The following is a 16762-nucleotide window of genomic DNA, read 5'->3' on the forward strand; positions in this document are numbered from 1 at the left end:
TGTGTCAACCCGTTTTATTAATGTTTTTAATCTTATTTTAATAGATAAAGAAATCTGCATTTCTTTCAATGGGTTATGATTCAACTAATTTTGATAGGTTTAGAAACTGATTATAAATGTGCTATTTACTATACTTTCTAACATCAAAAATGTTTAGCTTTACTAGATAAACACCTTTTATTATCTCTAAGCTTTATTCTCTATTAGTGCAACCATTTCTCTATTTCCATTTTATAACTTACCCATCTTTTCAAAAAATGCTTTATACGCAGCGACTTTCTTATCCAATGATAGCGGATAGGCACGTGAGGTTGAAGGCAATCTATATAGGATTAGATTATTCACATCAGCTTTCTGATTATCTGTATTTTGCCATTGATAAGGGTAATCCATACTCTGATTGGTTTTTGGATGCTTTGATTTGGCAATTGGCTCATCTAGTAATCCGAGCAGTACTTCGGTCGCCTTACCTCCTGTCGTAAACAATGACGCTACCTTCGGCACTTGCGGCAAGATAACCTCTAAATCAACAGGTGTGACTACTGTTAGATTTTTATCCGAAGCATTACCCGTCTCACGGATCGCCTGCTTTACTGTCGGACAAGACGCAATGCCACGTTCAAACATAAAATCTCGAATGCGCTCAGGGTCAAAGCGTTTTTCATCGCCTATTCTAAAGTAGTCAGCATCATCAAAAAACACTCGACCATATATCCGCCACATATCATTATAAAAATTAGGATAATGAAAGCTCATCGCCCATTTATCAGCAGTCGGTGGAAACGTACCCATCATCATGACCGTTGCATTGGGTGGTAAGACAGGCTCAAAAGGATGGGTTTCGAGCTCTGTGGCTTTGTCATTAGACAATTTCGATTCAGTATCAGTGGTTTTTTGAGTGCTTGGTGTTTTTATAGTCATGATATTCTTCATCAGAAAAGCGGTTTTTTTGGTATCATAGCAAGTCTAAACACTACCTCACTTATAATCACGCTATATAGCCAAACTTAGTCGGTTCAATCAGTTGACTTAAATAGCGCGATATCTTTTTACTTGGCCTGAATTGCTTAGGCTTTGATGGCAGCTGTGAACGCAAATATTGTCATTGCGATAAATGAGCACTGTCGTAAAGTAGTTAATTAGCTTGATTGTGAAGGATTTAACTTTACTATTTATGAGCTAAAGATATGGTTAAAGTGCGGTAAGTGTTTGTATCTTTTATACTAATAGCAACCGCAGTAACTGCGCAAGCATCAGACAAGAAACCAAGAGAGTACTTATGAGTGACTTAAATAGCGGTTTAAATATTACGGTAATCGATCATCCACTAGTCCGTCATAAACTCAGCCTTATGCGTGAAAAAGACTGTAGCACTTATAAATTTCGTACGCTGACCAAAGAGCTTGCGCGCTTGATGGCTTATGAAGCGAGCCGTGATTTTGAAATTGAAACTTTTCCAATGGAAGGCTGGTGTGGCGAAATTACTGGTGAGCAAATCATCGGTAAGACGGCGACGATCGTACCGATTTTGCGCGCAGGTATTGGCATGCTTGATGGTGTGCTCGATCTAATCCCTACCGCTAAGATTTCTGTGGTCGGTCTACAACGTGATGAAGAAACGTTACAGCCAGTACCGTTCTTTGAAAAGTTCGTCAGCCACATGGACAAACGTCCTGCGCTGATTATTGACCCAATGCTAGCCACAGGTGGCTCGATGGTAGCGACCATCGAGATGCTCAAGAAAAATGGCTGTACCAATATCAAAGCATTAGTACTCGTGGCTGCTCCTGAAGGCGTACGTTTGGTGAATGAAGCGCACCCTGACGTGACCATTTATACCGCTGCGCTAGACAGTCATTTGGATGAACATGGTTATATCATTCCAGGTTTGGGTGATGCGGGCGACAAGATTTTTGGTAAGCAGTTATCGAATAGATAAGTCTCATTAGGGTAAATAAAGCCGTCATCAAAATTATGGCAATAGCAGACAACATCAATAATAAGGATAGATCATGAACGTATTGATTACAGGAGCAAGCGCAGGTTTTGGTAAAGCGTTGGCAGAGCGTTTGGTTGCTAACGGCCATCGCGTGATTGGTTGCGCCAGACGCCTTGATAAACTGAATGCTTTGGCAGAGACTTTGGGTGAGGCTTTTTTGCCCGTGGTTATGGATGTGAGTGATACAGCTGCTATCCCGCAAATCATTGCTGACTTGCCTGATGATTTTAAACAAATCGATGTCTTGGTCAATAATGCAGGATTGGCACTGGGTACAGAGCCTGCTCACAAGGCCAGTCTTGATGACTGGATGCGTATGACTGATACCAATGTTAAAGGCTTGATGGCATTGACCCATGCGGTCTTGCCAGCGATGGTAGCTCGCGATAGCGGTTATATTATTAATGTTGGTTCGATTGCTGGTAGCTGGCCTTACTTTGGTGGCAACGTTTACGGCGCAACTAAAGCGTTTGTAAAACAGTTCAGCTTAAACTTGCGAGCGGATCTGATTGGCACCCAAGTACGCGTGACCAACCTTGAACCTGGCAATGTGGCTGGCACTGAGTTTTCAAACGTGCGCTATCACGGGGACGATGACAAAGCTGCCAAGGTGTATGACGGTTTTAAAACCATGACAGGTGAAGATATCGGTGATATTTTGTTATGGCTAATTGAGTCACCTGCTCATATCAACGTTAATCGCCTAGAAGTAATGCCAGTCGCCCAGACCTATAATGGGCTAACGATTGCCAAGCAAGATTAATATTAACTGGTCGGCTAGTTTTAGTATTAATGTCGATTATCAATATAACACTTATCAACACCGAACCTGTTAGCGCATCTCATAAGATCGAAGCAATATAGAGTCATCTATATTGCTTTTTTTTATGTCTTCAATAGCTTGCTCATTGACCAAACGCAAATCCTGAAAGTCCAAAATCAACACTTCGTTACGCAGACGTTCGCTAGTGCGCTTATTATGACGTATCGCAAACCCTAATACTTGCTTACCAGTGATAGTTATCTGATTAATAATTAACCTTGAAGTATTCACGGTCAGCTTTTGTGCCAGATTTTGAGCATTTATTATTGCCGTTGCTGGATTCACCGTAGTGGTTAACGTCTTTGTCTGTCGTACACTTTTGGGCATATCTCCTGCAAAAAACAATATCTGACCTAATGGTAAATATTGCGTATGCCGTACTAATTCTTGTCGGAACAATGCAGGCATATCTGTGTTAAAACTGTCTTCTGTCTGCTGATAAAATGCGGTGAAGTTACGATGTAAATAACGCCCGAACACCGTAGTATTAATCCATTCCTGATAAACATCGTCTGCTAATAACTGCTTGGTAAAAGCACTGGCATCAATTGTGATATCCCTACTCAAAGTAGCAGATAACAGCGACAGTAAAAGCGCTTGCGGACTGGTAAATGTCTGCTGCTGCCATACTTGTGGATATAGGCTACTATCGAGTAATGGCAATGTTGATCTACTCATGCACTTGTATCCTCAACAATCATTTTCAGCCCCTATATAGCACTGGTATAGTATCACTGTTGACTTTTACCCTTAGCCAAATTCTATGCTATGGTCAGGCGACAGCTTTAATATAGCAGTCTTTTATTCGCGGTATAACTATTTTGTAGTGGTATATTCTACCGCTATACTTTCTTAACTAAATTGACCGAGACAGCTTGAAGAATCAAAGAGATATCACTCTATGAAAAAAGATCTCATACCGTTTCCTACTTCCTACCAGCTAAAGACCATTACTGTCCAAACAGCTGATGGAACACTGCTGCCCGTCTCTGTCATTGGCAAAGGTAAACCTGTCCTATTAATGCACGCTTTTGGTATGGATGCGAGGCAATTTTTGCCATTTATTTTACCGCTCATTCAGCACTACTGCTTTTACTTGCCTCATTTTAGAGGGTTTGGTTTGGCCAGTAACCTAACGCTGCCAACGTTTGATTTTATCGAGCAATATGCACAAGATACCCAAGATGTATTTGAATACGTGAGCAAAGAAACTGGCTTTGAGGCTTTTCCTGTTGCCGCGATTTCGATGGGAGCATTGGTCATGTGGGCGTATTTTCAGCGCTTTGGTATTCAGCACGTAAATCACTATCTGAATATTGACCAAGCACCAATTATTCATAATCAGCCAGACTGGCAAGGTGGCGGTGTATTTGGTACGCGGCAAACCGAATTATTCGCGCAATTTACAAGCTTAATTAGCGACACAGCTCCTTATCTACAAGCAGATCAAGAGGTTGACTTCCGTCATCTGCCCTATCGACTAAAAGTAAATTTATTAGACATGGAACGCTCTTTTTCTCTGCTCTCTGTCAGTAGCAAACCTTCGCAATTATTGGTAAAAGCCCTCAGTTATCGGGCACCACACAAAATTTCACTAATGCAGCACGCGACTTGGCAGCATAAACTGCGTTGCCTATCTGCTTATGTTGCGCTGCCCTACGATTACCGAGATGTTTTGCCCACTATCAATATTCCGACTACTTTACTAATTGGCGCGCGCTCGCAATTATATAGTGCAGAGTGGCAACAGCGTTTGACCACTCTGCTGCCCAATGCGCACAGTATTATGTTGCCAACATCAGGGCATGCTGTACCGATGGATGCACCAGTTAGTTTTTATAAAGTATTGAAAAAGTTTCTGAACGCTTAATGATGGGTTTTTAATAATGCACAAAAAAAACGACCTCAACGGGTCGTTTTTTTTGCGCTAAATTCAATCGAAATTATTGGCTAAGTATTAATCATTTAATGGTTTAATCAATTCAAATCGCGGAATTTCTTTACCATCGACCATGACTGTTTCAGCAAACATCGCAAGCGGACGTACCCACACGCCATATTCACCGTATAGGCAACGATATACCACTAGCGATTCTTCGGTTTCTGAATGCTGCGCCGTATGCAATACTTGATACAAACTGCCTTTATAGTGGCGGTAAATGCCTTGGGAAATGGTTTTAGTCATAGCAAACTCCTACTATTAAAAAATGGCTACTAATCATCGCTTCATAAAAAAGGTCGACAATTACTGCCGACCTCACTTTTAATCATTTTTATAGATTATCTAACCAACCGTCACTTTTGCATAAGCCTTTTTACCTGCTTGAATCACGACCGTCTGACCTGAGGTTAGACTAAAGCCACCATCAACGACTTCGCCATCTACTTTTACCGCGCCACGTTTTACCATGTCTTTAGCTGCTGAGTTGTTTTTAGCGAGCTTAGCTTGGTTCAATATCTGGGTGATAAACAAGGCATCTTGCCCCTCTAGATCCAACAAGATTTCTGGCAAGTCAACTGGTAGCTCGCCATCTGCTAAAACGTTACCCGCAGATTTGTGCGCATTAGCAGCGGCATCAGCATCATGAAAACGCTCGATTAATTCTTCGGCTAAGATACGTTTGATTTCTTGCGGATTACGGCCATCTTCCATTTCGCGCATCAATCTTTCAACTTCTTCCATTGGCTTAAAGCTTAAAAATTCAAAGTAACGATGGATTAGTGTGTCTGGCATCGACAGGATTTTTTGATACATGGTGCCTGGTGCATCATAGATAGCGACATAGTTGCCCAGTGATTTGGACATTTTATTGACACCATCCAACCCTTCTAAGATTGGCACAGTGATACAAACTTGCGGCTCTTGGCCATAGCGTCCTTGCAACGTGCGACCCATTAGCAAGTTAAAGGTCTGATCGGTACCGCCAAGCTCAACATCGGCTTTTAGAGCGATAGAATCGTAGCCTTGTACTAACGGGTAGAGAAATTCATGGATTGAGATGGGCGTTTGTGATGCATAGCGTTTTGAAAAGTCATCACGCTCTAGCATACGCGAGACGGTTTGCTGACTGGCAAGCTGAATCATGTCAGCAGCGCTCATGTCATTGAACCACTCAGAGTTAAAGACCACGCGAGTCTTTTCTTTGTCCAAGATTTTGAATACTTGTTCAGCATAAGTCGTGGCGTTGGCTTTGATTTGCTCATCAGTCAACGGTGGACGCGTGCTGTTTTTACCAGAAGGGTCACCAATCTTGGCGGTATAGTCACCGATTAGAAAATAAATCTCATGACCCAAATCTTGAAAATGCTTAAGCTTATTGATCAATACTGTGTGACCTAAATGCAGATCAGGGGCGGTAGGATCAAAGCCAGCCTTGATACGTAGTGGACGATTGAGCTTTAGCTTAGCCACTAAGTCATCTTCAGACAATATCTCTTGCGTACCACGCTGAATAAGGGCCAGTTGTTCTTCTAGGGTGTAAGTTTGATTGGTCATGATGCTCTCTATATATCACTTTAATTGGGATTTTTATGAATGACGGTTACTGGCTCAATACCTTAGGAAGTTTAGAACCTCAAAAGGTTGGAAAAAATGCTAGAATTTGACGGATATACTAGCGTTTTTTAAGGTAAATTGCCATGACCAACCCCGCATCGATTGCTGATACTGACCATAATGCCCTCGCAGACTTGCTTATGAATAATGGTTTGGATAACCCTTCAGACGATATTGATGATTTGACCTTTGATGATTCGAACTATGCCACCCTAACGGATGCCCTTGAGCAAACCGTGTTTGAAAGCTTCGATGATGGCTTATATATTGGCATGATGTCTGGCACCAGTTTGGACGGTATGGATGCTGTTCTTTGTCAGTTTAATCCTGAGATGAACAACGAAGACAACACTCAACCGCCGATGCAACTACTGGCGACCTATAGCCAAGATTTTCCGCCACGTCTGCGTGAAGTGCTATTGGCATTGTGTCAGCCGAATGGTGTGAATCAACTCGTACCAGAGGCCAATGAACCAAACAGTGAATTGGATTGGTTCGGCTGGGCAAGTCGCGAATATGCGGAATTTGCGAGCGAGGTGGTCAATACGCTATTGCAGCAATCAAATACCGATCCTGAGTCAGTACTGGCGATTGGCTGTCATGGACAAACCGTACGCCATCGCCCGCAGATGGGATTCACGTTGCAACTGGTCGATGCCAATATCATCGCGGAGCGCACAGGCATCAGCGTGGTCAGTGATTTTCGACGTCGTGACATGGCAGTTGGTGGTCAAGGTGCGCCTTTAGTACCTGCGTTTCATCAGGCACTATTTGCCAATCCTGATAGTACCCGTGTGCTATTAAACTTAGGTGGTATTGCTAATATAACCGTCTTGCCCGCCAATGAAAAAGATCAGGTTGTTGGCTACGATACTGGACCTGCCAACTTGTTATTGGATGCGTGGACCTCATTGCATACAGATAACTCTTATGACGCAGGTGGCGCTTGGGCGCAGTCTGGCACCATCATTGAGTTATTATTACAGCAACTTTTGGCACATCCATTTTTTGCTCAATCTCATCCAAAAAGCACAGGCCGCGAAGATTTTAATTTGGCATGGTTACAAGACGAATTACAGGTTTTTGAACAAGCCAATGCTGACATCATTTATTCAGCAGTTGATGTACAAACGACGTTGACTGAGCTGACGGCTATCAGTGCCAGTACACAGATCAATATGTTTGTCAGCACTTCAAAAAACAGCTCGGTTTATGTTTGCGGTGGCGGCGCGTTGAATGAATATTTAATGACACGCTTGCAAGCACACCTACCCCATTGCACAGTAAAAATCACTGAACATTTAGGGCTTGCGCCAACGTGGGTAGAGGCCGTTGCTTTTGCATGGTTAGCCAGACAAACATTGATGGGAGAAACTGGTAATTTACCAGCGGTGACTGGTGCAAATAAAGGCGTGGTATTGGGTCAAGTATGTTTTGCCTGACCAGTTAAATTTTAGTTTACATACGTGCACTTATGTGTTTTATAATGACTTTTGAAACGCCATCCTCTTAGGACCTGTAAGTATAGGATATATCGCATGAGCCAGAATAGTAGTTCACCTATAGACCAAGCCACCACTGATGACACAAATAATATGACTGCAGCACCTGTACATAAATCGCGTCAAAAACCACCTCACTACGAGCGTTCTGATGATACGCGTGTGGTAGTCACAGGTATGGGCGCCATTACGCCGCTCGGTCTAGACGTCGATAGCTCATGGATCAAGTTGCTCAATGGCGAGAGTGGTATCTCACCGATTACGCATTTCGATGCTACCGGCTACCGTGCGCAAATCGCAGGCGTGATCAAAGACTTTGATGCCAAGCAATATATGAATGCCAAAGATGCGCGTCGCTATGATGAGTTCATGCATTATGGGGTTGCCGCTTCTGCCATGGCACTAAAACACGCTGGTTTTATCGAGGAAGTCAGTGCTGCTGATGCGCCTGTGCAAGGCGTTGACCAAGATCGCTTTGGTATCATTTTAGGTTCAGGTATTGGCGGTATCCAAACAATCGAAAACAGCCGTGATACCCTACATGAAAAAGGCGCAGGCAAAGTCTCACCTTTCATTATTCCAGGCTCTATCGTTAATATGGCCGCTGGACTGGTAGCAATTAAGCATAAGTTGAAAGGCCCAAACCTTGCGACATCCACGGCTTGTACCACGGCGACTCATGCTATGGGTCTTGCTGCTCGTTTGATTGCTTATGGTGATGCTGACGTTATGTTGGCAGGCGGTAGTGAAAAAGGCTCTAGCCCACTTGGTATTGCTGGCTTTAGTGCTATGCATGCACTCTCTACGCGCAACGATGAGCCAACTAAAGCTTCACGTCCGTTTGATAAAGGTCGTGATGGGTTCGTCCTTGGTGATGGTGCTGGCGTGGTGGTATTAGAAAGCCTTGCCCATGCCAAAGCGCGCGGTGCAACGATATTGGCAGAGCTAGTCGGTTTCGGTATGAGCGATGATGCTGGCCATATTACTGCACCACCAGAAGACGGTAGCGGTGCAGCTAAAGCGATGCAAAATGCACTAAACGATGCCGGTATCGAGTCATCAAGCGTCGGTTATGTCAACGCGCATGGTACCAGCACCCCTGCTGGTGATGTGGCTGAGTCTATTGCTATCGAAACTGTGTTCTCTCCCGTTAAAGATAGCATTTTAGTTAGTTCAACCAAATCAATGACCGGTCACCTACTTGGTGCCGCTGGCGGAGTTGAAGCTATCTTTACAGTATTAGCGCTACAGCATCAGCATGTACCGCCTACGATTAATCTAGACGATGTCGAAGACAACTGCAACCTTGACTATGTGGCTAATCAATCGCGCAAGGTCGATAACTTGCAGTATGCAGTGTCTAACAGCTTCGGCTTTGGTGGTACCAATGGCTCCTTGGTATTTGCTCGCTGGCCTGTCAATCAATAACAGCCACCCAACTAAATTGCAGCGCATGGTAATGAGTGCGTTGTAACGTTGGCGTCAGATTTGCTACGTTTGTCCACTTGCAGCCCCTTATCGTACTTGCGTATGATAAGGGGTAATTTTTGGAACATTTATGGAAGATACCATGTCAAGCTACTCATTTTCCCATCAGTTTTATCAACGCTGGACGTGTGCGCCTGAGCCAGTACGCGCAGCGATTACCCAAGAACTAAAAGACATCACTACCCTGCTGCAATCTGACACCTCATTTGAAGACTTTACTTTTAATACTCACGATTTAGATGCGCATGTAGACGAGCTATACGACAACTACAATGCAGAGCAAGCCATTGCGAAAGCGATCACAGACAAACAAGAGCAAGAAGACGCGGCCGCTGCAAAACAAAAGCTAGAAGACGAGCAGAAGAAAGAAGAAGAAACCACACGTAAGGCAGAAGCAACTCGAAAAGAACAAGAAAAAAATACGCAGTCAGCGTTAGAGCAAGACAATATCGACAAAGAACTGGCTGCTACCGACGTAGCTAAAGTAGACACAGATAAAGTCGTGGCAGATAGCGCTGTTACTGACGATTTTGTTACTGATAATTCTAGTGCAAAGACTGAAAAGTTAACATCAGAAACAACTAATACTAAGGACAACGCTAGCGATAATAAAAATACTGACAGCAAAGCCATTAGTGAACAAACACAGGCGCTCAGTGATAGTCACATTAAAGATATTAATAATAAAGCCAGTGCAGCGATTAATTTAGCCTTAAAAGACGCTAAACTAGATGCAACACACCAACAGCTAATCCGTGAGCTAGAAACACAGGTCGATGACTATCTAAGTGAGCAAATGATGCTGATGTCTGAAAACCTAAAATCTTGGCTACGTGCTGAGGTCACTCAACACTTTAGCGAGCAGAGTGATTCAACTACTAATAATGAAGCTGCTAAGAAAAGCATCCACTAACAGTGATTATTTCTCAGTGTTAAATTTACAGTTAGAACAGCCGCTCAGTAGCAAGTACTAAATCACGAACACTAAAAAGCCCCGTAAATAATTTACGGGGCTTTTTAGTACTTTTAGTTAATGTTTTGAGCTTGGTATTAAATGGCTTTGGTACGTTCAGTCAACCACTCAAGCGCTGCACCTTCAACACGATCTTTTAGCTCTGCGAAGACTTGGCTATGATAGTCATTTAGCCAATCAATCTCAGTTTGGTCCAACAACGATGGCTCAATCAGACGCGTATCGATTGGGCAGTAAGTGATGGTCTCAAAGTTCAAGAAATCACCAAACTCTGTCTCAGTAGGCTTAGCAACTGGCGTATTTACTACCAAGTTCTCGATACGAATACCCCATTTACCTTCGCGGTATAGACCTGGCTCATTACTAGAAATCATACCGACTTTCATCGCGCGCTCTTTTGGCGTGCTAGCGCTATAGGCGATGACTTGTGGGCCTTCGTGTACGTTTAAGAAATAACCAACGCCGTGACCCGTACCATGACCATAGTCCATCTGTGCTTGCCACAATGGCGCACGGCAAATAGCATCGATCAACGGTGAGGCGATACCATCAGGGAAATGGGCACGAGCCAGCGCAATATGAGCTTTTAACACAATCGTAAAGTCGCGTTTATGCTCAGCAGTGACTTGTCCAATACCGACTACGCGGGTGATATCAGTCGTACCATTTTGATATTGTGCGCCTGAGTCAATCAGTAGCAATCCGCCTTCGCCCTCGGCCACATCAAGGTAGCTGAATTTTTCTGGTGTCGCACGGTAATGTGGCAACGCGCCATTTTCATTAAAGCCTGCGATGGTTGGGAAGCTTGGCGAGACATAATGCGGCTGACGACTGCGCACATCTATCAGCATGCTATCAACATCTAGCTCACTTAAACGCTCGCCGTTTGCTAGACGCTGCTCAAATGTGGCAAAAAACTCAGCTAAGGCAGCACCATCTTGACGCATCGCTTCACGGACATGATCGATATCTGCATATGATTTTACAGATTTGAGTAATGTGCTAGGTGCCATTTGCTCAATGAAGCCAACATCATCTGCCATTTTTGAGAGCGTACCTACTGCGACTTTGCTCGGATCTAACAGTAGTAAATCGTCTGGCGTTAATGCACTCAATGCTTCTTGCACAGCAGAATAGTCAGCCAGTGTGATACCGCTGTCTTTTAAACTCTGTGCAATATCTTCGCTTACTTTATCAGTATCAACAAACAACGTTGCTTTGTCTGCGTCAATCAACATATGTGATAAGAATACCGGATTATAATCAACATCAGCACCGCGCAAGTTTGTCAACCAAGCGATATCGTCTAAGCTTGAAAGTAAATGATGGGTCGCACCTGCTTCTGCCATGCCTTCGCGTACTGCAGCTAGCTTTGAGGTGGCAGACTGAGCAAGGAACTGCTCATCATGAGCATATAATTTGGCCGCTGGTAGTGCTGGGCGATCTGTCCAAATCTCTGTCAGCACATCACGCTCAGTAATCAAAGTAATATCATTGGCATCAAAGGCATTTAGCAGGCGATCTTGCTCAGCGATAGATAAAACATTACCGTCCACTGCTACGCTATCCCCTTCTTGCAAATGATCGGCTAGCCAATCGATATGATTTGGCTGACCTGGCGCAAGCTTTTCTAAAGTAATACCTGTGCCTTCTAACTGGTCGGCAGCATGTACCCAATAACGGCTATCCGTCCATAGACCTGCAAAATCAGCAGTCACAACCAGCGTACCGACAGAACCGGTAAACCCTGATAGCCATAAGCGTGCTTGCCAGTACTCTGGTAGATATTCAGATAAATGTGGATCAGCAGAGGGTACGATAATTGCGGTGAGATCTTGCGCGGCTAAGGTACTACGTAAGTTAGCAATACGTTCGTGAATGGCTTGTTTATTCATTGAATGTGTCCTTATAGAAGTTATAAAAATATGATGATGGCGCGATTATTTACAATCGTCTTGTTCTAATAGTCGTCTTGTTTGAGTTGTTGATACCGCTTTAGTTTTAATAAGACATTTATTATCGATAGTAATTGTTCAAGCAAACAGTCTACTTATTTAGCTATCTAACTGTGTTTTCGTTGATAACTGCATCCGCTTATTGAGAGTAGAAAATTGAAATTAATATTGCATCACGGATATTTATGTTGAGCTATCATTAGATGTCTGGGCAGATAGTAAGCTTTCAATGGCTCGTGCCAAATATCTCACCAATTGAAACAATAAAACGTGCTACCAGTAATGGTAACACGTCTCATCATATGTCACTTGTGCTGTTGTTAATCACAAATGTACATCAAACTATCTTATTGCTTGGCCAATTGTTTTTCACGCTCGCTTTCTTTAAGCATTTTATTGATAGGTTTTGCTAGTATCAATAATAGTACAGCAGTAACCACCAAGAAGATGGTCATGGTAGTAAATAGACCTGGTAAGCCTTCGATTTTATCAGCAGATACGTGCCCACCAAAGAAAGCAGCAACCAAGTTACCCATAGCGATAGAAGCAAAAAACAGGCCCATCATTTGGCCTTGCATACCCTCTGGCGCCAGCTTAGTCATGGCAGATAACCCAACTGGGCTTAATGCTAACTCACCTAGCGTCAATAATAATAAACTACCTACCAACCATAGCGGCGATGCCAAGCCAGCACCAGGCGCTAAAATGCTTTTTGAAGCAAAAATCATCAAGGCAAAACCTGCGGCTGCCAGTAGCATACCGAGTGCAAACTTAGCCATACTGCTAGGCTCAAGACCTCGGTTACCAAGCTTGACCCAAATAATACTAACGATAGGTGCCAATATTAAAATAAATAGCGGGTTCAATGACTGGAACCAAATACTTGGTATCTCAAATCCTAAAACATTCAGATCGGTATAACGATCAGCAAACAAGTTAAAAGACGTTGGTTGCTGCTCAAAGCTTGACCAAAACAGCGTCGAACCAATGATTAAGACAAAGCAAATTAACAAGCGTAGTTTGTCCGTCTTATCCAATCTCGGTGAGATAAACATAATCGCAAAATACAAGATGACCACCGCAGCAATGATATACGTCATATACTCTGCAACCATCTCAGGATTGAACGATATCATGCCAGTAGACACTAATAGCACTGCGGCTACTAGCAAGGCGACAAAACCACCAACCCAGCGACCGATGTTTTTATAATGGTCGTTAGATTTTTCCCACTCGGCTGAGATACCTTTGGCACGTGCATAACGTGTTAAATTCTTTTGCGCGAAAAAACGATAAATCAATAATGAAACCAGCATACCCAGACCACCAACGCCAAAGCCGACATGCCACATGCCTTTTTCTTTGAATACGCCAACGATAAGTGCTGCTAGTAACGCACCGATGTTAATGCCCATATAAAACAAGGTAAAACCGCCATCACGGCGAGAGTCGCCTTTGGGGTATAAGGCGCCAACCATCACTGAGATACAGGTCTTAAATAACCCTGAGCCCAAGACAATACAGATTAAACCAACAAAGAACAGCGTCATGCCAAACATCGCTGAAAGCGCGATACACAAGTGACCAAGGGCAATAATAATACTACCCCACCATAACGCCCGCTCTTGACCTAGCCAGTTATCTGCCAGCCAACCACCTGGTACTGCTGCTAAGTATAACGAACCCGCAAAAATACCATAAATAGCAGAGGCAGTGACTTCATCGAAGCCAAAACCGCCACTGCTCACTGTTGCCACCATAAATAAAACTAATAGTGGACGAATACTATAATAGGAGAATCGCTCCCACATTTCGGTAAAAAACAATGAGCGTAAGGGCGCAGGATGTCCCATAAAGCCATTGTCTAGTGCTTCTAGCTCTGCTGCACTAGCCCCCGAATTTGTTTCTGTGCCCATAACTTTATTCCTTTAAAGATCATATTTGTAATGACCAAACCCCTGATTATCCAGATGGACGGTCATATAGGCGGAACATTGTTTCACTTGGTTATAATCAAGTAAAGAAAAAGTTGGTCAAAAATTACACAAATACTCATAAAAAAAAGCCCGCTCTCAATGGTTGAGAACGGGCTCTTTTTATGACTATTTAGAACTGTATCATTATGCTTATAGCACTGTTGATAGAGACTTCATAATAAGACTCATTTTATAGTTAAGTAGCACTATTTTAGATCATTTACACAGTCATACTACAGCTTACTGTGCTGCGGTCTCTTCAGTAGCTTCACCAGCCTCTAAGTCACCATCCGCTTGCTCAGCTGTCAAATCAGCATCAGCAACAGCGGCTTGGTTTACAGTGCCAGAGGCAGTCGCTGTACCTGCTTCCGCAGTAACGACTGCACTATCTGCATCTGCCGCTGGTGTTGCATCTGCTGCAGTTTCAGGCGCTGTAGCATCTGACGCCTCTGCTGTTGTTGCAGCTTCTGCATCGGTTGGAGCCGCTTCTTCTTCAGTAGCAGTGGCTTCTGCTTCATCTGCCGCAGCCGACGCTTCAGTCGTCTCAGCAGTGATATGCTCGCCTGCTGGACGCAAAAATGCAGAAACACCAATAAGTAAGACAATACCTAAGAACATGGCAATGCCACCTAAAGCGAATAACAGCTCTTTTTTTGGATTGTTATTAACGATACCTTCTGACATACCTTATCCACCTTGCACAAAATATTTGAAATATTGACCTATTATATCGCAATTTATACTGATTTGTGAAAACCCTTAAGTATTTAAAGGGTTTATTATCCACAATTCTAACATCTGTTTTTGGCACTTGTGACAGCTAACCACTTAATCAGTTATCTATTATTCGCTATCGACACATCTTACTTAACAATACTACTTCACCGAACGTACTGGATTCTTCGGACGTTTACCCAAATAGCTGAGTATCAGCAACAGTGCCATGATAAACAAGATAGGATATTGACCAAAGCGCATGAATGGCGTATTGCCAACTCGCGCCTGAATGTCACCGCGCAATACAGTACGTTCAAACTGCGGTGCACGCTCTACGATACGACCTTTGTGATCAATGATAGCTGTCACACCTGTATTGGTCGCACGCATAAACCAGCGACCGTTCTCTAATGCGCGCATCTGTACCATTTGTAAGTGCTGTAGTGGGCCTGCTGACGTACCAAACCAAGCATCGTTTGAGATAGTTAATAAGAAGTCCGTGCCAATGGCGTTTTTGCGCGTGGTATCTGGATAGGCCACTTCGTAACAGATGGCTGCGCCTAAATTATGCCCTCGCACACGCAGCGGCGACTGCTGATCACTGCCACGACTATAGCTCATGATGTCTTGACTACCTGCTAGGTTTGGCAGAATATCGAGCACGCCTTGGAATGGAATATATTCCCCAAATGGCACCAGACGTTGCTTTTTATAAAGCCCTTCTGCCTGTGCCCCTAGCGCTACCACGCTATTGTAGAACGGCGGATATTTATCTGTACTGGCATCAAACGCTGCTTCATCCTTATAAGGAATACCTGTCACCCATGTCGTATCAGTCTCTTTGGCCATCGCGACCATTTCACTGATAAAACCAACAGCTTCTGTCTGAAACATAGGAATCGATGATTCAGGCCACAGCACGATGTCACGTCCCCACTCGTCACGAGTCAACGTTGCATAGATTTTTAGCGTTTCAATCTGATACTCAGTGAGCCATTTTAGGTCTTGAGGGATATTACCTTGAATCAAAGATACCGATAGATCAGGAGTGCCTTTTGGTTTGGTCCACTGCGGATTGATTAACCATAGCGCGCTACTAATGACTAGCAAGGCTATCGATGGAATCATATAGCCACCGCGGCGACGCAACAGCTCAACGATACTGGCAGCCAGTAGTACTGCCACAAAAGAAACCGCAAAGACACCAGCCACAGGCGCGAGCGACGACAACCAGTACTGCTCAGTAAATGCATAACCAACGAATAGCCAAGGAAAACCAGTAAATAGCCACGTTTTCATCCACTCTTGGAGTATCCACAGGGCGGCAAAAGATAACGGCTGCTTGCCGACCACACGATTAAAGATGAGCGCCAAAAAGCCATGGAACAATCCCATGCCTAGACCCATGAGCGCAATCATAATCAGCGCAAGCCATGCGGGCGTATCACCATAAACGTGTATCGAGGTATATAGCCAAAACGCGCCAACACACCACAGCCCTGTACCGTAGGCTTGACCAATCAGAAAGGCGCGGCGACCTGTCATCGCTGGTACCAATAACGCATATAAGATGGCAGGTGACACCAAGGCAACTGGCCAAATATCATAAGGCGCGAGCGCGAGTATAAAAGCGGCCCCTGCCAGCCAAGCTATTAGTACCGTCAACCCCATATGTAAACCTTTTGGCTTATCGGGGTTCAAACGTTTTTGTAAATCAACAGTAGACAGACGCATAGCAGTTATCCAAAACCATATTTTCTAAAATTTCTCAGC

At 43.8% G+C, this 16762-nt stretch carries 14 protein-coding genes; 6 read left to right on the forward strand and 8 right to left on the reverse strand.

Annotation, left to right across the window (positions count from 1 at the left end; all coding sequences use genetic code 11):
• Positions 1-231: 231 nt before the first annotated feature.
• Positions 232-798, reverse strand: coding sequence for a DNA glycosylase (locus I3249_RS03335; RefSeq protein WP_346268576.1), 567 nt, complete (start codon positions 796-798; stop codon positions 232-234).
• Between the two features lie 481 nt (positions 799-1279).
• Between I3249_RS03335 and upp the strand changes: the two genes are divergently transcribed.
• On the forward strand, positions 1280-1939 hold the full coding sequence (upp, locus tag I3249_RS03340) for a uracil phosphoribosyltransferase (RefSeq protein ID WP_194364955.1): 660 nt from the start codon (positions 1280-1282) through the stop codon (positions 1937-1939).
• Between the two features lie 73 nt (positions 1940-2012).
• Positions 2013-2762 (forward strand): SDR family NAD(P)-dependent oxidoreductase, encoded by a 750-nt coding sequence (locus I3249_RS03345; RefSeq protein WP_238068578.1) that lies wholly within the window; start codon positions 2013-2015, stop codon positions 2760-2762.
• A 69-nt stretch (positions 2763-2831) separates the two neighbouring features.
• On the opposite strand, the gene I3249_RS03350 is transcribed toward I3249_RS03345, so the two are convergent.
• Complete coding sequence (locus I3249_RS03350) at positions 2832-3500, reverse strand: hypothetical protein (protein WP_165598164.1); 669 nt, start codon at positions 3498-3500, stop codon at positions 2832-2834.
• 223 nt (positions 3501-3723) lie between these two features.
• Between I3249_RS03350 and I3249_RS03355 the strand changes: the two genes are divergently transcribed.
• On the forward strand, positions 3724-4692 hold the full coding sequence (locus I3249_RS03355) for an alpha/beta hydrolase (protein WP_238068579.1): 969 nt from the start codon (positions 3724-3726) through the stop codon (positions 4690-4692).
• Positions 4693-4779: 87 nt separating this feature from the next.
• Here I3249_RS03355 and I3249_RS03360 read toward each other — a convergent pair whose 3' ends face one another.
• Both I3249_RS03360 and tyrS read right to left on the reverse strand, forming a co-directional pair.
• A complete protein-coding gene (locus I3249_RS03360; protein WP_179799147.1) occupies positions 4780-5007 on the reverse strand; it encodes a DUF1653 domain-containing protein in 228 nt (75 codons plus the stop codon).
• A 99-nt stretch (positions 5008-5106) separates the two neighbouring features.
• Complete coding sequence (gene tyrS, locus I3249_RS03365; RefSeq protein ID WP_238068583.1) at positions 5107-6318, reverse strand: tyrosine--tRNA ligase; 1212 nt, start codon at positions 6316-6318, stop codon at positions 5107-5109.
• 143 nt (positions 6319-6461) lie between these two features.
• Between tyrS and I3249_RS03370 the strand changes: the two genes are divergently transcribed.
• The 3 genes from I3249_RS03370 (at position 6462) to I3249_RS03380 (ending at position 10281) form a co-directional block, all read left to right on the forward strand.
• Positions 6462-7820: an anhydro-N-acetylmuramic acid kinase gene (locus I3249_RS03370; protein WP_238068584.1), complete on the forward strand. Its 1359-nt coding sequence runs from the start codon at positions 6462-6464 to the stop codon at positions 7818-7820.
• Between the two features lie 153 nt (positions 7821-7973).
• Positions 7974-9308, forward strand: a complete 1335-nt coding sequence (fabF, locus tag I3249_RS03375; protein ID WP_238068744.1) for a beta-ketoacyl-ACP synthase II — start codon at positions 7974-7976, stop codon at positions 9306-9308.
• 130 nt (positions 9309-9438) lie between these two features.
• Positions 9439-10281 (forward strand): hypothetical protein, encoded by an 843-nt coding sequence (locus tag I3249_RS03380; protein ID WP_238068586.1) that lies wholly within the window; start codon positions 9439-9441, stop codon positions 10279-10281.
• 137 nt (positions 10282-10418) lie between these two features.
• Here I3249_RS03380 and I3249_RS03385 read toward each other — a convergent pair whose 3' ends face one another.
• From I3249_RS03385 to lnt, 4 genes are all read right to left on the reverse strand, one after another.
• The gene (locus I3249_RS03385; protein WP_238068588.1) at positions 10419-12236 is read right to left on the reverse strand and encodes an aminopeptidase P family protein; all 1818 of its coding nucleotides are present in this window, start codon (positions 12234-12236) and stop codon (positions 10419-10421) included.
• Between the two features lie 407 nt (positions 12237-12643).
• On the reverse strand, positions 12644-14212 hold the full coding sequence (locus tag I3249_RS03390; RefSeq protein WP_238068590.1) for a peptide MFS transporter: 1569 nt from the start codon (positions 14210-14212) through the stop codon (positions 12644-12646).
• 300 nt (positions 14213-14512) lie between these two features.
• On the reverse strand, positions 14513-14956 hold the full coding sequence (locus I3249_RS03395) for a hypothetical protein (RefSeq protein ID WP_102093922.1): 444 nt from the start codon (positions 14954-14956) through the stop codon (positions 14513-14515).
• Positions 14957-15148: 192 nt separating this feature from the next.
• Positions 15149-16723, reverse strand: a complete 1575-nt coding sequence (lnt, locus tag I3249_RS03400; RefSeq protein WP_238068592.1) for an apolipoprotein N-acyltransferase — start codon at positions 16721-16723, stop codon at positions 15149-15151.
• Positions 16724-16762 lie beyond the last annotated feature (39 nt).

It is taken from the genome of Psychrobacter sp. Ps1 (assembly GCF_022129425.1).
Classification (GTDB): domain Bacteria; phylum Pseudomonadota; class Gammaproteobacteria; order Pseudomonadales; family Moraxellaceae; genus Psychrobacter.

Coding starts and splice junctions, on each gene's coding strand:
- I3249_RS03335 (WP_346268576.1), bottom strand. CDS start 798: ATGATGATGGGTACGTTTCCACCGACTGCTGATAAATGGGCGATGAGC.
- upp (WP_194364955.1), top strand. CDS start 1,280: ATGAGTGACTTAAATAGCGGTTTAAATATTACGGTAATCGATCATCCA.
- I3249_RS03345 (WP_238068578.1), top strand. CDS start 2,013: ATGAACGTATTGATTACAGGAGCAAGCGCAGGTTTTGGTAAAGCGTTG.
- I3249_RS03350 (WP_165598164.1), bottom strand. CDS start 3,500: ATGAGTAGATCAACATTGCCATTACTCGATAGTAGCCTATATCCACAA.
- I3249_RS03355 (WP_238068579.1), top strand. CDS start 3,724: ATGAAAAAAGATCTCATACCGTTTCCTACTTCCTACCAGCTAAAGACC.
- I3249_RS03360 (WP_179799147.1), bottom strand. CDS start 5,007: ATGACTAAAACCATTTCCCAAGGCATTTACCGCCACTATAAAGGCAGT.
- tyrS (WP_238068583.1), bottom strand. CDS start 6,318: ATGACCAATCAAACTTACACCCTAGAAGAACAACTGGCCCTTATTCAG.
- I3249_RS03370 (WP_238068584.1), top strand. CDS start 6,462: ATGACCAACCCCGCATCGATTGCTGATACTGACCATAATGCCCTCGCA.
- fabF (WP_238068744.1), top strand. CDS start 7,974: ATGACTGCAGCACCTGTACATAAATCGCGTCAAAAACCACCTCACTAC.
- I3249_RS03380 (WP_238068586.1), top strand. CDS start 9,439: ATGGAAGATACCATGTCAAGCTACTCATTTTCCCATCAGTTTTATCAA.
- I3249_RS03385 (WP_238068588.1), bottom strand. CDS start 12,236: ATGAATAAACAAGCCATTCACGAACGTATTGCTAACTTACGTAGTACC.
- I3249_RS03390 (WP_238068590.1), bottom strand. CDS start 14,212: ATGGGCACAGAAACAAATTCGGGGGCTAGTGCAGCAGAGCTAGAAGCA.
- I3249_RS03395 (WP_102093922.1), bottom strand. CDS start 14,956: ATGTCAGAAGGTATCGTTAATAACAATCCAAAAAAAGAGCTGTTATTC.
- lnt (WP_238068592.1), bottom strand. CDS start 16,723: ATGCGTCTGTCTACTGTTGATTTACAAAAACGTTTGAACCCCGATAAG.